The sequence below is a fragment of the Rhizobium sp. RHZ01 genome (assembly GCF_014851595.1).
Lineage (GTDB): Bacteria > Pseudomonadota > Alphaproteobacteria > Rhizobiales > Rhizobiaceae > Rhizobium > Rhizobium altiplani.
This window is the reverse complement of sequence record NZ_JACUZZ010000007.1, coordinates 118,693-134,304: the sequence shown is the minus strand read 5'-3', so window position 1 is coordinate 134,304 and position 15,612 is coordinate 118,693. Positions and strand designations below refer to the sequence as shown.

13 protein-coding genes are annotated in these 15,612 nt (G+C 60.6%); 9 read left to right on the top strand and 4 right to left on the bottom strand.

Features of this window, described 5'->3' with window-relative positions:
• The first annotated feature begins 30 nt into the window (after positions 1 to 30).
• From IB248_RS10325 to IB248_RS10315, 3 genes are all read left to right on the top strand, one after another.
• Positions 31 to 174 carry a hypothetical protein gene (locus IB248_RS10325; RefSeq protein ID WP_018856831.1) on the top strand — a complete coding sequence of 48 codons (144 nt, stop codon included), beginning with the start codon at positions 31 to 33 and terminating at the stop codon, positions 172 to 174.
• 324 nt (positions 175 to 498) lie between these two features.
• Positions 499 to 3,027 carry a HAMP domain-containing methyl-accepting chemotaxis protein gene (locus IB248_RS10320; RefSeq protein ID WP_018856832.1) on the top strand — a complete coding sequence of 843 codons (2,529 nt, stop codon included), beginning with the start codon at positions 499 to 501 and terminating at the stop codon, positions 3,025 to 3,027.
• 194 nt (positions 3,028 to 3,221) lie between these two features.
• Positions 3,222 to 5,063 (top strand): methyl-accepting chemotaxis protein, encoded by a 1,842-nt coding sequence (locus IB248_RS10315; protein WP_169681211.1) that lies wholly within the window; start codon positions 3,222 to 3,224, stop codon positions 5,061 to 5,063.
• Here IB248_RS10315 and IB248_RS10310 read toward each other — a convergent pair.
• Positions 5,036 to 5,269 carry a hypothetical protein gene (locus tag IB248_RS10310; protein WP_018856834.1) on the bottom strand — a complete coding sequence of 78 codons (234 nt, stop codon included), beginning with the start codon at positions 5,267 to 5,269 and terminating at the stop codon, positions 5,036 to 5,038. The two genes, IB248_RS10315 and IB248_RS10310, sit on opposite strands and share 28 nt — an antisense overlap.
• A gap of 87 nt (positions 5,270 to 5,356) precedes the next feature.
• Here IB248_RS10310 and IB248_RS10305 point away from each other — a divergent pair, with 87 nt between their 5' ends.
• Positions 5,357 to 6,226, top strand: coding sequence for a LysR family transcriptional regulator (locus IB248_RS10305; RefSeq protein WP_018856835.1), 870 nt, complete (start codon positions 5,357 to 5,359; stop codon positions 6,224 to 6,226).
• Positions 6,227 to 6,243: 17 nt separating this feature from the next.
• On the opposite strand, the gene IB248_RS10300 is transcribed toward IB248_RS10305, so the two are convergent.
• Together IB248_RS10300 and aceA are read right to left on the bottom strand one after the other, a co-directional pair.
• Positions 6,244 to 6,480 (bottom strand): hypothetical protein, encoded by a 237-nt coding sequence (locus IB248_RS10300; RefSeq protein ID WP_025659502.1) that lies wholly within the window; start codon positions 6,478 to 6,480, stop codon positions 6,244 to 6,246.
• 22 nt (positions 6,481 to 6,502) lie between these two features.
• Complete coding sequence (gene aceA / locus IB248_RS10295; RefSeq protein ID WP_018856837.1) at positions 6,503 to 7,792, bottom strand: isocitrate lyase; 1,290 nt, start codon at positions 7,790 to 7,792, stop codon at positions 6,503 to 6,505.
• 191 nt (positions 7,793 to 7,983) lie between these two features.
• On the opposite strand from aceA, the gene IB248_RS10290 reads away from it, so the two are divergent.
• The 5 genes from IB248_RS10290 (at position 7,984) to IB248_RS10270 (ending at position 13,595) form a co-directional block, all read left to right on the top strand.
• A complete protein-coding gene (locus IB248_RS10290; RefSeq protein ID WP_192240774.1) occupies positions 7,984 to 9,396 on the top strand; it encodes a short-chain fatty acyl-CoA regulator family protein in 1,413 nt (470 codons plus the stop codon).
• A 126-nt stretch (positions 9,397 to 9,522) separates the two neighbouring features.
• Positions 9,523 to 10,623: a polyamine ABC transporter substrate-binding protein gene (locus IB248_RS10285; RefSeq protein WP_062375939.1), complete on the top strand. Its 1,101-nt coding sequence runs from the start codon at positions 9,523 to 9,525 to the stop codon at positions 10,621 to 10,623.
• Positions 10,624 to 10,716: 93 nt separating this feature from the next.
• Positions 10,717 to 11,859, top strand: a complete 1,143-nt coding sequence (locus IB248_RS10280; RefSeq protein ID WP_169681215.1) for an ABC transporter ATP-binding protein — start codon at positions 10,717 to 10,719, stop codon at positions 11,857 to 11,859.
• Between the two features lie 3 nt (positions 11,860 to 11,862).
• On the top strand, positions 11,863 to 12,774 hold the full coding sequence (locus IB248_RS10275) for an ABC transporter permease subunit (RefSeq protein WP_062375944.1): 912 nt from the start codon (positions 11,863 to 11,865) through the stop codon (positions 12,772 to 12,774).
• Positions 12,775 to 12,776: 2 nt separating this feature from the next.
• A complete protein-coding gene (locus tag IB248_RS10270; protein ID WP_025659499.1) occupies positions 12,777 to 13,595 on the top strand; it encodes an ABC transporter permease subunit in 819 nt (272 codons plus the stop codon).
• On the opposite strand, the gene IB248_RS10265 is transcribed toward IB248_RS10270, so the two are convergent.
• Positions 13,596 to 15,476: an AsmA-like C-terminal region-containing protein gene (locus tag IB248_RS10265; protein WP_192240773.1), complete on the bottom strand. Its 1,881-nt coding sequence runs from the start codon at positions 15,474 to 15,476 to the stop codon at positions 13,596 to 13,598.
• Positions 15,477 to 15,612 lie beyond the last annotated feature (136 nt).

Sequence of the window (15,612 nt, the reverse complement as noted above, 5' to 3'; positions counted from 1 at the left end):
TGTGTCAGAAATGAAGTGAGGTTCTGCAAAATGAACAGGAACGCACGACGCGCCCGCGCCATTGCAATCGCTCAAGCCAAGCCCGACAACAAGCTCGTTGCCGCACGCTACTTCGTCCTCTCTGCCAGTGCATTGGCCGCCGTGGCCGCTCTCCTCCTCGCACGTTGGTTCTGACACTCCCGATCTCGGATCTGTGAGCATCGGCCGCATTCGGGCCGCCGGCCATCTCTGGGCCAAATCGATTTGACCACCGCTAAAATCGATTTGATTGCGGCTATCCGTAATTTCCGCTTATCCGAAAATTAAGACATCCTCTGCAAAACTTGCTCGATGATTTTTTGGGCGCTTCCGCGTTGGCGTGAGGCGAACCGGCAATGACTGCCGACCGGGCCTCGCCGTCCGGGACTCCAATGTTCCAATAAAGCAGCTCGATGCACTCGGTCGGCGCCCCGCCAGGCGGCCGGCGGGAGGAGTGGTGTATGGAAGGCCGGAACCGCTATGTTGATTGACAAGTTTCTTTCCCGTTTCAAGATCAAGACCAAGGTCCTGATCTTTGTATTGCCCTTCGTCGTGAGCATTTCTGCCGTCGGCCTGACCGGCCTCTATGCTTCGGGTATGCTGCAGGGACGTATGGAAATCTCCAACAGCGTCCTGCAGTCGCTCAGCGGGTTCAAGGATCTCTATGGCTCCATGGACGACTTCCTGCAAATGACCAGCCAGGAAGCGCGTGACAAGCTTTACGGGGACATCAAGACGCAACAGGGCACGCTGAACGCCACGCTGAAGCAGATCGGCGACAATGGCGGTCGCGACAACCTTCTTGCCGCCATCGACGGTACCTCGGGAATTTCCGACACCGTGGGCAAGCTCTGGACCCTGCACGAGCAGGAGCTCGCCCTTCGCAAGTCGATCGATGACGCGCAGAAGGTGATGATCACCAGCCGCTTCAACGTCAACTACGATGCGCAGCAACTCGAGGAAAACATCCGCAAGGATGAGGGCAACGCCACTGCAACGCTGCGCGCCGCCGACCGCCTGCTGAAGGGCGGTGATACCCTTGCGGCCGTCATGGCCGACTTCAACAAGGCCCAGCTGCCGGCTGACAAGCTGAAGGTCGTCACGGACGCCATTCCCGCTATCGCAAAGGCGCAGCGCCTGATCGAGATTTCGGTCCCCGCGAACCAGAAGAGCATGACACAGTCGCTGTCGCAGACGATCAGCGACGTGAAGGCGCAGGCAACGGCGGCCGATGCCGGCACCGACGAGGCGATCGCCAATCTCGGGCGACTTGTCTCCCGCTTCCGTCAGATGTCGACCTATACCCAGCTGACGGCAACGCAGATGATGCGCGCAGCGACGACGACCTTCGTCGAGCTCGACAGCCGTATCGCGCAGACGAACTCTGTTCTCGAAGACACGCGCCGTCTGGAGAGCGCGATCTACTCGCTGCAACTCGTGCTCGGTGAGTTCGCTGCCAAGCCTGGCAAGGAAAATCGCGTCCGCCTGCATCAGGAGATCGCGACGCTCGGCACCAACCTAAACACGCTGCTCGCCAGCGCGAAGGGCATGAATTTCGCGGAAGACATCGTCGCGGCAATGTCGCCTGCCCTTGCCTCCATGGATAAGGATGCGCAGAGCCTGGTCGACACGATCAACCAGCGCGTCACCGACTACGCATCCGCTCGCCAGCAGCTTGATGCCGTCTGGGGGCAGCTCACGACGTTTGCCGAATTGCAGAAGAAGAGCGCCGGTGCCGAGCGCACCCAGGCAAATGGCATCTCCGTGCTGACGACGGGCCTCGGCATCCTGGTTTCGATCATCGGCGGTATTGCCCTTGTCCTGACGCTGCAGCGCCCGATCGGCCAGATCACCGCCGCGATGCGCCGCATTGCCGATGGTGCGCTCGACACCAACATCTCGGGCGACCAGCGGTATGACGAAATCGGCGACATTGCCCGCGCGCTTGGCATCTTCAAGGAAAATGCGATCTCCAAGATCCGCATTGAGGAGCAGAGCGAGGAAGAGCGCGTCGCGGCCGAGCATGAACGCCAGCGCAACGACGCCGAGAAGCGCGAAATGGACCGCCAGATCGAGTTTGCTGTCAATGCGCTTGCCTCCGGTCTCGAGCGCATGTCGCAGGGTGATATTTCGACCACGATCGACACGCCGTTCATCGGTCGCCTCGAGCAGCTCCGCCAGGACTTCAACGGTTCGATGATGCGCCTGCAGGCCACCATGAGCCAGATCCGCGACAACGTCGAGATGATCCAGGGCAACGGCAACCAGATGGCTCAGTCTGCTGAAGACCTCTCCAAGCGTACTGAGCAGCAGGCGGCTTCGCTGGAGGAAACCGCCGCTGCCGTTGACCAGATCACTGTCACGGTCCGTTCTTCGGCCGAGCGGGCCAAGGACGCCGATCAGATCGTGCGTCAGGCAAAACGCAGCGCCGACGACTCCGCAGTTGTCGTCAGCAACGCGATCGACGCAATGGGCCGGATCGAAGCGGCGTCCCGGCAGATCGAACAGATCATCGGCGTCATCGACGAGATCGCATTCCAGACCAATCTGCTGGCTCTGAACGCCGGCATCGAGGCAGCACGCGCCGGTGAAGCCGGCAAGGGCTTCGCCGTCGTCGCCATGGAAGTGCGTGAATTGGCGCAGCGCTCCGCTGCTGCGGCGCAGGAGATCAAGGGTCTCATTAACAAGTCGACCACCGAAGTCAGCTCCGGCTCGCAGTTCGTGCAGGAGACCGGCACGGTGCTCGCGAAGATCAGTGCCCAGATCGTCACGATCAGCCAGCATGTCGAAACGATCGCCCGCGCGAGCCATGATCAGTCGAGCGCACTTGGTGAAGTCAACGCGACGGTCAACCAGATGGACCAGATGACGCAGCAGAATGCGGCCATGGTCGAAGAGACGACGGCAGCAAGCCGCGAGCTTGCGGTCGAGGCGGATTCACTGCTGCGGCTCATCCAGCAGTTCAAGATCGACGGCGACATGCAGGCGAGCGTCTACCGCGCGGCATAAGACGACGACCAAAACAAGCGCTTGGAAGGCCCCGGTATACCGGGACCCGGTATACCGGGCCCGGTATACCGGGGCTCTTCTGTTTTTCCGAATATCGGCCGCGTCTTTTTAAGTTTTCGACGATTATCAATTTTTTGAAGATTTTCTTTAAATTTTCGCATTAGCCTCCGGGGCTCACGTCTCAGGGGATACCTATGCTACGCCTGTTCTCGGCTTCCATCGTACGTCAGATCGTCGCCATCACACTCGTTCTACTCGTCTTCAGCACCGCAGCGATCGTCTGCGCCACCTATTACAATCTGAGCGCTTACGTGATGACGAGCGCCGTGTCTGACGCCAAGGATGCAAGCAGGACGATGGCGGTCCTCTACGGCGCGAGCGATGCCGGAGTGAAGGTCGACGTGAGCAACAACGAGCTTGCCGGGGTAACCGAGGAAAAGCTGCCATCGCTCGGCGATCACGTTCTGGTCGATCGCACGGCACAGTCGATTGCTGGCGTTGCCACCGTCTTTGAACGCCAAGGCAGCGACTACGTCCGTGTTTCCACGAACGTCAAGAAAGAGAACGGCGACCGCGCTGTCGGCACGAAGCTCGCGGCGGATCATCCCGCGCAGGCGGTACTGGCCAAGGGGCAGGCCTACTACGGCCCGGCTGACCTTTTCGGTCGGAAGTTCATGACAGGCTATTTTCCGGTGAAGAACACGGCCGGTTCAAACGTCGGCATCCTGTTCATCGGCATCCCGATGGAGGTCTATTACAGCAGCCTGCAGCAACTGCTGATGCTGGTGGCCGGTGTCGGTGTAGCGGTATTGCTGCTCGTCGGCGTGGCAGCCTACTTCGCCATCCAGGCGTCCATCAGGCCGCTCGAGGCGCTGACGGCGACCATTCATACGATTTCCGACGGCAATCTCGACAGGCCGATCCCTTGCGTTGAGAAGCAGAACGAATTCGGCGCGATCGGACGCGCGCTCGCGCTGTTCCGCGACAACGCCCGCGCCCGCCAGGACTTGGAGATGCAGGCGGCCGAACAGCGGCAGCTTAGCGATAGTGAACGTGCCCGCAACGACGCCGAGAAGCGCGCGCTTGACGGCCAGATCGACTTCGCCGTCAACCAGCTCGCCGCCGGTTTGGGGCGCCTGGCGCAGGGCGATGTTTCGCAGACGATCCAGACGCCGTTTGTCGGTCGCCTTGAGCAGCTTCGCGTCGATTTCAATGCGTCGCTCGTGCGGCTGCAGGAAACCTTGGCGCGCATTCGCGACAACACCGCTTCGATCCAGAACAACTCCGGCGCGATGCTGGCGTCTGCCGATGAGCTTTCGAAGCGTACGGAAGCACAGGCTGCCAACCTGGAGGAGACGGCGGCCGCAGTTGAGCAAATCACCGTGACCGTCAAATCGTCGGCCGTACGTGCCCGCGAAGCGAATGATGCCGTGTCCGCGACCAAGAAAAACGCCGATAGTTCAGGCGCTGTCGTCACCGACGCGGTCGCGGCGATGAACCGTATCGAAGAGGCGTCGAAGCAGATCGAGCAGATCATCGAAGTCATCGATGACATTGCGTTCCAGACGAACCTTCTGGCGTTGAATGCCGGTATCGAAGCCGCCCGGGCTGGCGAGGCGGGCAAGGGTTTTGCCGTGGTTGCGCAGGAGGTGCGGGAACTTGCACAGCGGTCCGCCGATGCGGCGCGCGAAATCAAGGGGCTGATCGAGAAGTCGACGCGCGAGGTTACCGCAGGCTCCGGCCTTGTGCAGAAGACCGGTGCCGTGCTCGCCGCGATCAGCCAGGAGATCATTGCGATCAGCAGCCATGTCGAAATGATTGCGACGGCAAGCCAGGATCAGTCCGCTGCCCTGCAGGAGGTCAACGGCGCGGTCAATGCGATGGACCAGATGACGCAGCAGAACGCCGCCATGGTCGAGGAAACGACCGAGGCGAGCCGCCAGCTCGCCAACGAGGCCGATGCGTTGATGACGCTGGTACAGCAGTTCCGGTTCGAAGCCGCCCAGAATTACGACCGCGTGAGGCATGCGGCGTGACCGACGTTCCCGGATCGGCAAGCGTCCGTTCTTCCGGAGCGGCGCTTCCCGCTCCATAGCCACGGAGACGTGAGGAAAGCCGCGACACGGACCGCGCGGGAGCTGCCGAGGCTCTCGTAGAATTCGCTTTCGGCCTTTGCCGAGTACTTGTCACGACTGCCATTCAGCAGGTCTGCAATCTGGGCGACGGCGATGAGAGTGATCATGGCGATGTCCTTCTATATGGGCATCGCCTTAGTTATTCCTCGAAATTTGGTTTATAAACGGGAATTTCCTCACTATGTTTTTCATCGATGAAAAACACACAATGGGATTCCTTTCAGCTATTCGTGCAGGTCGCTCGCTTCGGCGGGCTGACGGGCGCCAGTGCGTCGAGCGGGCTCAGTCCCGCCACGATTGGTCGTCGCATGCTCGATCTCGAGCATGAGATCGGCAAGGCGCTCTTCATCCGCAGCCAGAAGGGTTACAGCCTCACCGCGGATGGCCAGGTCCTTTTGGATCATCTGCAGGACATGGAGGCCGCGGCGCGCAAGATTGACGCCTGGCGGCAGGCCGGGAGCGTTGGTGCGACGGTCAAGGTTGCCGCCGGCACTTGGGTCGCGTGGCTTCTGACGGAGAATTTCGCCGCGATCCGCAAACCCGGCGATGCCTTCGCTATCTCTTTGACGGTCGGCGAAGCGCGCGCCAACCTCAATTACAGGGAAAGCGATATCGGCATCCGCGCCTTCGAGCCCGAAGAAAGCAACCTTGCCGCCCGCCTGCTGGGCGAGGTGGCCTACGCGGTCTATACGAGACGCAATGTTGACGCGACCGAGGACAGGTGGGTGGCCGTCTCCGAAGAGGATGCGATCTCGAACTATCTCCGCTGGCCGCACCGCAATGCAGGCGGCTTGATCGTTGCAACGGTCAACCGGCCACGCTCGCTGCTGGAGCTGGTGAGAGGAGGGGCGGGCAAGGCGGTCTTGCCATGCTTCGTCGGCGACCTCGATCCCGAACTGCAGCGTCTTGGCGGCGAACTGCCGGAATTGCGCCACCGGCAGTGGATCGTCATGAACAACGAGGATCGGCACCGGCCGGAAATCCGGACCGTTGCCGATCGCATGACGAAATTGCTGAAGAGCTATGTCGATCTGTTTGCGGGCAGGCGCGCCAGCCGAAGTTGAGGGCGCCCGCCGCGATCTCAGTTGCGCCCCGCGACTATGATGGGGATCAAAAGATCTCCCCAGTTACCGTCGCCGCCGTGGTGTCTCGCCGAGCGAACGATCTCGACGGAGACACCGGCATCGACCGCCTTCATGACCGACTGGTTCAGTCGGTGCAGATCGTTGGCGAGCGTGCGGATCGTCGTCTGCTGGTCTGTGGTCATGCAGGTGGACTGTTCTTCAGCGCGTTCCTTGACGCGTGCAAGAGTAGGCATGGCATTCTCCTCCTTGGTGCGATCATTCTGCTGCTGGTTTGAACTGTGCATGTTCGGTGGATTCCCTCATCGCCGTAGTCGACGAACGTCCGCCGGTGATGGCCATCGAAACGGCATCGAAGTAACCGGTGCCGACTTCGCGCTGATGCTTGGTCGCGGTGTAGCCGTTGATCTCCGCCGCGAACTCCGCCTCCTGCAATTCGGAATAGGCAGCCATCTGCCGGTCCTTGTAGCCGCGGGCGAGTTCGTACATGCCGAAGTTCAGCTGGTGGAAGCCGGCAAGCGTGATGAACTGGAACTTGTAGCCCATTGCGCCGAGTTCGCGCTGGAACTTGGCGATCGTCGCGTCATCCAGGTTTTTCTTCCAGTTGAACGACGGCGAGCAGTTGTAGGCGAGCAGCTTGCCGGGATGCACCTTGTGGACCCCCTCGGCAAAACGGCGTGCCTGCTCGAGATCCGGCTTCGACGTCTCGCACCAGATGAGATCGCAGTGCGGTGCATAGGCGACGGCACGGGCGATGCACGGCTCGAGCCCGTTGCGAACCTGATAGAAGCCTTCGACCGTGCGGCCGGCATCGTAGTCGACAAAGGGCTGGTCGCGTTCGTCGATATCTGAGGTCAGTAGCTTGGCGGCTTCCGCATCCGTGCGGGCAATGACGAGCGTCGGAACACCCATGACGTCGGCGGCGAGGCGAGCCGCATCGAGGTTGCGGATGTGTGCTGCGGTCGGGATCAGGACCTTGCCGCCGAGATGGCCGCACTTCTTCTCCGACGCCAGCTGGTCCTCGAAATGGACGCCGGCTGCACCGGCCTCGATATAGGCCTTCATGATCTCGAAGGCGTTCAGCGGGCCGCCGAAGCCTGCTTCCGCGTCAGCAACAATCGGCGCAAACCAGGTCTCGACGGAGAGGCCGTTCTGCTCTGATGTTTCGATCTGATCGGCGCGCTGCAGGGTCCGGTTGATCCGCTTGGCCAGTTCCGGACCGGCGTTTGCCGGATAGAGGGATTGATCCGGATACATGGCCGAGGCGGTGTTGCTATCCGCGGCGACCTGCCAGCCGGACAGGTAGATTGCCTTCAATCCGGCGCGAACCATCTGCATCGCCTGATTGCCCGACAGGGCTCCGAGAGCATTGACGAAATCATCCTGATGCAGAAGCTGCCACAACCGCTTGGCGCCCATTTCCGCGAGGGAATAGCGCAGTTCGACGGAGCCGCGCAGCCGCTTGACGTCATCGATCGAGTAGGGACGCTCAACCCCATTGAATCGCCCAGCTGGAAGGTCCCGGTGCAGCTTGTCAAATTCTGTCATCTTATGCTCCTTGCAGATTGTGTGGTCAGTTTGGATGATTGACAGAATTTACAGATCCCGGAAAAAGACCAGAGTTTTCTATGGAGTAGCCATCAGAAACGAGTTAGGATGCAAAGCCTTGACAGGCTGGCTCTGTCAATTTGTAAAGTATTGTAAAGTTATCTGCGCGGACTTTTGTAAAGGATTGTCACATGGCGGAGCGCAAGATTTTTGCGGGGCCAAAGGTCCGGCGCATTCGCAACGGCCTCGGTTTGAATCAGTCAGCGATGGCCGAGGAGCTTGGCATCTCTCCATCCTATCTCAACCTTATCGAGCGCAACCAGCGGCCACTGACGGTGCAACTGCTCCTGAAGCTGTCGTCGGTCTACAAAGTCGATCTGGAGGAGCTGAGGGACGAGAGCGGCGGCAGCCTCAACCAGCTGCGCGAGATTTTTGCGGATCCGCTCCTGGCCGGCGAGCTTCCCGGCGACCAGGAACTCGTGGAGGTCGCGGAGGCCGCGCCCAACGCGGCAAGCGGCATCATCAAGCTGTACCGGGCCTATAGCGAACAGGCGAGCCGCCTGTCGGACCTGACGTCGTTGACGGCCGGCGCGGGGCAGGTACCGCTCGCCGGTGCGCGGCTGCCGGCCGACGAGGTCCGCGATATCATGGAGCGGCGCTCCGCCTATTTCTCTCAACTGGAGGCTGCGGCGGAGACCTTCCTGGCCCGCTTTGCCGAGACGCGCGATCTGCCGGCCGCGTTCAGGGAGTGGCTGCGGGCGGAACGCGGGATCAGCGTGCGTGTCCTTCCCGTTCACGTCATGCCCGATCTGCGGCGCCGCTTCGACCGGCACTCGATGCGGCTCTTCGTTTCCGAGCGCCTGTCGCCGGCCGATCAGGCGCATGAGATCGCCATCGAGGTGGCAACGCTCGCCTTGCGTGATGCGATCCTGGCGGAACTCGATGGTCTGGCGCTGTCGACGCCGGAGGCGAAGCGGATAGCGCGCTTCGAACTCTGTCGTTACGGCGCCTTGGCGCTTGCCATGCCCTATGGGCCATTTCTCTCCGCGGCCCAAGGCAGCCGATACGATGTAGATATCCTCCGTTCCCGCTTCGGAGTTTCCTATGCGCAGGCCGCAGCGCGGCTGGTCATGCTGCAGCGACCGGGCGCTTCCGCGATTCCCTTCTTTATGATTGAGATCGACGCCGCCGGTCACCGACTGCGGCGGGCTGGGGCGCAGGGTTTCCCGCATTCGCGTTTCGGCGGCGGCTGTCCCAAGCTGAACATTCATGCCGCCTTCCTGCAGCCGGGCCAGATCCTTGCCGAAACGGTCGAAATGCCGGATGGCGCCCGCTATCTCACGGTCTCCCGGACGCTTGAAGGGCCGAACGCCGCGTTCGGCGAGCGCGTCAGGCGCACCGCATTGCAGATCGGCTGCGACGCTGCCGCAGGCGAAGCGTCGGTCTACGGCCAGGTCGCAACGTCTCAGCAGCCAGTTGCGATAGGACCTGCTTGCCGCCTTTGCGAACGGCGCGGATGCCTCTCACGCGCCGAGCCGCCGGTCACACGACCATTGGGCCTCGACGAGATGGTTGCGGGCCTCAGCAGCTTTGATTTTCAATGATTGTGAAATGATTGAGAGTGCAGGTTTTTGCGCTTGTGGGCTCACAAAAACATTTCTAGTCTGCTTGCAAAACCAGAGGGTCGGCGTCTACAGGCGCCACAAAGCAAGAAGAAGACAGGAGATATCATGAGGTCAACATTCGCAAGACTTGCAGCGAGCGCCGTTGTGCTTGCATTCGCCGCTGCGCCGTCCTTTGCGCAGGAGCGGGTGGTCAACGTCTACAACTGGTCGGACTATATCGACAGCTCCATCCTTGAAGACTTCACCAAGGAAACCGGCATCAAGGTCGTCTACGATACCTTCGATTCCAACGAGACGGTTGAAACCAAGCTGCTCGCCGGCGGTACCGGCTATGACGTTGTCGTCCCGAGCGGCGACTTCCTGCAGCGCCAGATCCAGGCCGGCGTCTTCCAGAAGCTCGACAAATCCAAGCTGCCGAACCTTTCGAATATGTGGGATATGATCCAGCAGCGCACCGCCATGTACGACCCCGGTAACGAATACGCGGTGGACTACATGTGGGGCACCAACGGGATCGGATACAACAAGAAAAAGCTCGCCGAAATCCTCGGGCCGGACGCAAAGGCGCCGGGCCTCGAAGTCATCTTCGATCCGAAGGTTGCGGAAAAATTCAAGGACTGCGGCATCTATGTCCTCGATGCGCCGAAGGACGTCCTGCCGTCTGCCTTGACCTACATCGGACTTGACCCCAATTCGAGCAAGCCGGCCGATCTGCAGAAGGCCGGCGAAATGCTGGAAAAGGTACGGCCCTTCGTTCGCAAGTTCCACTCCTCGGAATACATCAACGCCTTGGCGAACGGCGACATCTGCATCGCTTTCGGTTATTCCGGCGACATCTTCCAGGCTGCCAACCGTGCGACCGAAGCCAAGAACGACGTGGAGGTCGGTTACTCCATTCCGTCACAGGGCGCGCAGATGTGGTTCGACATGATGGCGATCCCGGCGGATGCCAAGCATGTTGCCGAGGCGCACGAATTCCTCAACTACATGATGAAGCCTGAAGTCATCGCCAAGGCCAGCAACTACGTATTCTACGCCAACGGCAACAAGGCGTCGCAGCAGTTCATCGACAAGGAAATCCTCGAAGACCCGTCGGTCTATCCGAGCGAGGACGTGATGAAGAAGCTCTATAGCGTCACCCCATGGGATCCGAAAACGCAGCGCACGGCGACCCGGATCTGGACGAAAGTCGTCACCGGCCAGTAAAGAGTATCAGGCCCGGACGGCAACGCCCGGGCCTTTCCTTATCATGCCGATTGCGGGGACGTCGGTTCTCAAAATGACTTTTCGGGGCACATAATGAAGTCACTTGGCAATATTCGCCGTTCCTTTGCGCCGTGGGCAGACCCGGCATCGAAGCCGTTCATATCGTTCAATAACGTCACGAAGCGGTTCGGTGACTTCACCGCCGTCGATGACCTGTCCCTGAATATTTATCATCGTGAGTTCTTTGCCCTGCTTGGGGCTTCCGGATGTGGGAAATCCACGCTGCTGCGCATGCTTGCAGGCTTCGAGCAGCCGACCTCGGGCGAAATCGTCCTCGACGGTACCGACATGGCTGGAACGCCACCGTACAAGCGACCGGTCAACATGATGTTCCAGTCCTATGCGCTGTTTCCGCATATGACGGTGGAGAAGAATATCGCCTTCGGCCTGCGCCAGGATGGCATGCCCAAAGAGGAGATCACCGAGCGCGTTCTGCAGATGCTGAAGATGGTGAAGCTCGAGAAGTTCGCCACGCGCAAGCCGAACCAGCTGTCCGGTGGCCAGCGCCAGCGCGTGGCCCTGGCGCGTTCCCTTGCCAAGCGACCGAAGGTGCTGTTGCTCGACGAACCGCTTGGCGCGCTCGACAAAAAGCTGCGCGAGGAAACACAGTTCGAGCTCATGGACCTGCAGCAAAACCTCGGCCTGACCTTTGTCGTGGTCACCCACGACCAGGAGGAGGCGATGACCATGGCGGACCGCATTGCGGTCATGAGCCACGGAAAGGTCATCCAGGTCGCGACACCGGCGGAGATCTACGAGGCGCCGAATTCCCGCTTCGTCGCCGACTTCATCGGCGACGTAAATATCTTTGATGGCAAGGTCGCGAGCACGAACGACAGCACCGTCGAGATCGCCGTCGACGAAAATTTCTCGATCAGTGTCGTCACTCCCGAAAAGCCGGCAATGGGCGCGCCAGTCGGCTTTGCCATCCGTCCGGAAAAGCTGAAGGTCTCGCGCAAGCCGCCAGCCAATCCAAGGGTAAACGCGGCGTCCGGGGAGCTGTGGGACATCGCCTATCTCGGCGACATGACGGTCTTCCACGTGAAGCTGAAGAGCGGCAAGGTGGTCAAGGCCTCGCTCCTCAATGCGCAGCGCGCTGTCGACGACCCGTTCACCTACGACCAGGAAGTCTGGATTACCTTCGCCGTGGATGCCGGCGTCCTCCTCAAGGATTGAACCATGGGCAAGCTCGGTTCCGCATTCTACAATCGCCTGGTCATCATCATTCCCTATGTCTGGCTGCTGCTGTTCTTCATGGCGCCGTTCTTCATCGTCTTCCGCATATCGCTCTCGACGACGGCAATCGCCATGCCTCCCTACGAGCCGGTCTTTGCTCTGGCTGACGGCTGGGCCGAGTTCTGGGCGAAGATGCGCACCTTTTCCTTCGAGAATTACAGCTATCTGCTCGACGACCCGCTCTATTTGAACGCCTACATATCGAGCGTCGTGATCGCTGGCGTATCGACGTTCCTTACGCTGCTGATTGCTTATCCGATCGCCTACGGCATGGCCCAGGCCCCACGCAGCATCCGTCCGACGCTACTGATGCTCGTCATCCTGCCGTTCTGGACGAGCTTCCTAATCCGCGTCTACGCCTGGATCGCAATCCTGAAGCCGGAGGGATTGTTCAACCAGCTGCTACTGTCGGTGCACGCCATCGATACGCCGTTGATCATTCTGAACACGAATGTCGCGGTCTACATCGGCATTGTCTATTCCTATCTGCCGTTCATGGTCCTGCCCCTCTATTCCTCGCTGGAAAAGATGGACGGCACCTTGATCGAGGCAGCGCAGGATCTCGGCTGCACGCCGATTACCGCATTCTGGCGGGTAACCTTCCCGCTGTCGCTGCCAGGTGTGGTTGCCGGATGCATGCTGGTGTTCATCCCCGCGGTTGGCGAGTTCGTTATCCCCGACCTGCTTGGCGGATCGGAGACGCTGATGATCGGCAAGACGCTGTGGAACGAGTTTAACTCCAACCGCGATTGGCCGGTGTCCTCGGCGGTGGCGACGATCCTGCTCTTGATCCTGGTGATCCCGATCGTGTTCTTCCAGAACGCGCAGGCCAAGGCCGACGAGCAGGGGAGATAGACATGCTGAGATGGACCCGTTTCAACATCGCCTCCGTCGCGCTCGGCTTTGCGTTTCTCTATCTGCCGATCGTCCTGCTGGTGGTGTTTTCCTTCAACGAGTCGAAGCTGGTGACTGTCTGGGGCGGCTTCTCGACCAAATGGTACGTCTCGCTCCTGCACAATCAGGCTCTGCTCGATGCCGCCTGGGTGACGATCCGCGTCGGCCTCCTTTCGGCCACGGCGGCAACGGTCCTTGGAACGCTCGCCGCGATCGCCTTGGTGCGCTACACGCGCTTTCGCGGCCGCATGCTGTTTTCCGGCATGGTCTATGCACCGCTTGTCATGCCCGAGGTGATTACCGGCCTGTCGCTTCTACTGCTGTTCGTGGCGATCGGTTTCGACCGCGGCTTCTGGACGATCACGCTGGCGCACACCACCCTCACCATGTGCTTCGTCGCCGTCGTTGTGCAGTCGCGACTGTTGACGTTCGACAGGTCGATTGAGGAAGCGGCGCAGGATCTTGGCGCACCACCGGTGCGGACCTTCTTCGAAGTGACGCTGCCGATCATCGCGCCTGCCGTGCTTTCCGGCTGGATCCTCGCCTTCACGCTGTCGCTGGATGACCTCGTCATCGCGAGCTTCACCTCCGGCCCTGGGGCGACGACGCTGCCGATGAAGATCTACAGCCAGGTCCGTCTCGGGGTAACGCCTGAAATCAACGCGGTCTGCACTATTCTCATTGCAGTCGTGGCGATTGGCGTCATCTGCGCCTCCACCATCACGAAACGCCGTGAACTGCAGCGCGAGCGTGACGAACGTGCGGCTGCAAACGCGCCGTGACTATTTGGTCGATCCCTGCTGCGTGACGGGAGCCGGGGAGATCACCGGCTCCGGCCACGCGCCGCCAACGAAGAACGGCAGAGGCGGGAAACTCGTCGATGCTGTCGGGTCAGTTGCTTCGATCGTCCCCGACAGTGCCAATCCATTCGAGTGGTATGGGATGACGCCGGAAAGGATCAGCGTCTGCTGGGGACCTTCGATACGGCCGCCATGGATGGTCGCCACGCCATCGGCGAGATCGGCGGCGATGTCGAAATTGTCAAAGGCAAAGGCACGGTGGGATACCGCGTTCAGCGTGAAGAAGTCCGCGCGCGTGGCTTCTTCGCGTACGGCCTCCGCATCGAAGCCCGGAAGCGAGCCCGAGCGCGCGCGGAAAGCGATCCTGCCCGTCACGTCGCCGGCTTCGACCTTCCAGAGCGGCTTTGTCGTTTTGATCGACATGTCGAGAGAGCCGGTGGCAAGGGGGAGTGGCCCCTTCAGCTGAAGCCGCTCGATCAGCCCGGCGAAGTCGGCGCCGCGGATCGACAGTTGCAGTTTGCCGCCGCCGTCGAAATCACCGCGCATCGCCTCGAGATGAGCGGACAGGGAGCCGCCTTCAAACTCGCTGTCACCGATGTCGAACTTTGCCTCGTTGCTGGAAACGATGATGCCCGCTCCGACATCGGAGAGGATGAAAGGTTCGATGAGGGCCTGTTTCGCGGAAAGCCGGAGATCAAGATCGAGTTTCTGCAGCGCACCGCCATCAGGCCGTCCGCCAGCCTCGCCGGCGGCCAGACGAAGCACGAATGCATCGAAGAGCGACCTGAAATTCATCTGGTCGAAGGCCAGCGTGCCGCCGAGTTTGGCGCGTTTGCCTGGCGGAAAGGCCACGTCCATCACGCCCTTCGCATTCGACCCATTCATGCTCATATCGACATTGTCGAAGCGGAATCCGTTCGCAACCGAAGCGACATCGGTCTCGATCGAGAAGGTCTTGAGGGTCGCGATACCCGGCAGCGAGCGGTCGGCCCATGTCAACAGTGCCGGCAGATCGGGGATGTTCAGCGCCATGTTGCCGGAGAGGTCAAAGAGATGCGAGATGTTCGCGAGTCCCTGGAACCGTGCCGTGAGCAGGCTCGAAGTCAGCGATCCGCTCATTTCGGCCTTGTTGCCGCCGAAAATGAGAAGCGGGCTGGGGGACGAGAAATCGAGCTTGAGATCCTGCCCACTCATCCGTGCGATCAGCACGGCGGTAATCGGACTCGACAGTTTGCGCCAGCTGACGTCGGCGGTCACACCCTCGAAGCGATAAGTCCTACCGCTTGCGACATCGGCGACGTTGACGGTGCCATCCTCAACTGTGATGGCACCGACGGCGGCATCCAGTTTCCGATCTAGAACCTCTCTTCCACCTTCCTCACGCGCGCCTGAGATCGCTCGCGCCAGAAGCCCCTCATTGGTCCAGTCGATCACGCCGCTGCTTTCACGGGTGAGTTGCAGGTTTGGGCGGAAAAGGTGGAACTCGTGGAAGCTCGCGCGCCCTCGGATCGCATCGATCAGGCTGAACTCGGCGGAGAGGCTTTCGATCGTTCCGAGCAGCCTATTGCTGTCGCCTTTCTGGTGAACCGAGATCTTGCTGAGGGTGATGCGAGGCGTCGGCCAGAATTCGATGACCGGCTTGCCCGCGACCTCGGCACGATAGCCGGCCCATTTGGACAGGGCATCCTCGATGCCGGAGCGAACGAGGCCGGTTGAAATCAGGTAGGGGGCGGCGACACGAAGCGCCACGAAGATCGACAGGACGACAAGCAGGGTGACTGTGGCAAGCCGGGCGAAGCCAGGCAGCCAGCGTGACACGGGTCTGATTTTCTTCCGCCATCGCGGTTGTCTTGACGTACCCATGAATTCCGCCGGTATTTTCGGCCGTCGCCGCCGTTAATGCTCTGAAATGCCCGATATATCAAATGCAAGCTGCATGCAAACGCGAGCCTCTGACTTTGCTCGTCACTCCCTTTATAAGCTGATATTGCATGGTATA

Excerpts from the sequence above, each read along its gene's own strand:
- IB248_RS10325 (WP_018856831.1), top strand. The coding sequence starts at position 31 with ATGAACAGGAACGCACGACGCGCCCGCGCCATTGCAATCGCTCAAGCC.
- IB248_RS10320 (WP_018856832.1), top strand. The coding sequence starts at position 499 with ATGTTGATTGACAAGTTTCTTTCCCGTTTCAAGATCAAGACCAAGGTC.
- IB248_RS10315 (WP_169681211.1), top strand. The coding sequence starts at position 3,222 with ATGCTACGCCTGTTCTCGGCTTCCATCGTACGTCAGATCGTCGCCATC.
- IB248_RS10310 (WP_018856834.1), bottom strand. The coding sequence starts at position 5,269 with ATGATCACTCTCATCGCCGTCGCCCAGATTGCAGACCTGCTGAATGGC.
- IB248_RS10305 (WP_018856835.1), top strand. The coding sequence starts at position 5,357 with ATGAAAAACACACAATGGGATTCCTTTCAGCTATTCGTGCAGGTCGCT.
- IB248_RS10300 (WP_025659502.1), bottom strand. The coding sequence starts at position 6,480 with ATGCCTACTCTTGCACGCGTCAAGGAACGCGCTGAAGAACAGTCCACC.
- aceA (WP_018856837.1), bottom strand. The coding sequence starts at position 7,792 with ATGACAGAATTTGACAAGCTGCACCGGGACCTTCCAGCTGGGCGATTC.
- IB248_RS10290 (WP_192240774.1), top strand. The coding sequence starts at position 7,984 with ATGGCGGAGCGCAAGATTTTTGCGGGGCCAAAGGTCCGGCGCATTCGC.
- IB248_RS10285 (WP_062375939.1), top strand. The coding sequence starts at position 9,523 with ATGAGGTCAACATTCGCAAGACTTGCAGCGAGCGCCGTTGTGCTTGCA.
- IB248_RS10280 (WP_169681215.1), top strand. The coding sequence starts at position 10,717 with ATGAAGTCACTTGGCAATATTCGCCGTTCCTTTGCGCCGTGGGCAGAC.
- IB248_RS10275 (WP_062375944.1), top strand. The coding sequence starts at position 11,863 with ATGGGCAAGCTCGGTTCCGCATTCTACAATCGCCTGGTCATCATCATT.
- IB248_RS10270 (WP_025659499.1), top strand. The coding sequence starts at position 12,777 with ATGCTGAGATGGACCCGTTTCAACATCGCCTCCGTCGCGCTCGGCTTT.
- IB248_RS10265 (WP_192240773.1), bottom strand. The coding sequence starts at position 15,476 with ATGGGTACGTCAAGACAACCGCGATGGCGGAAGAAAATCAGACCCGTG.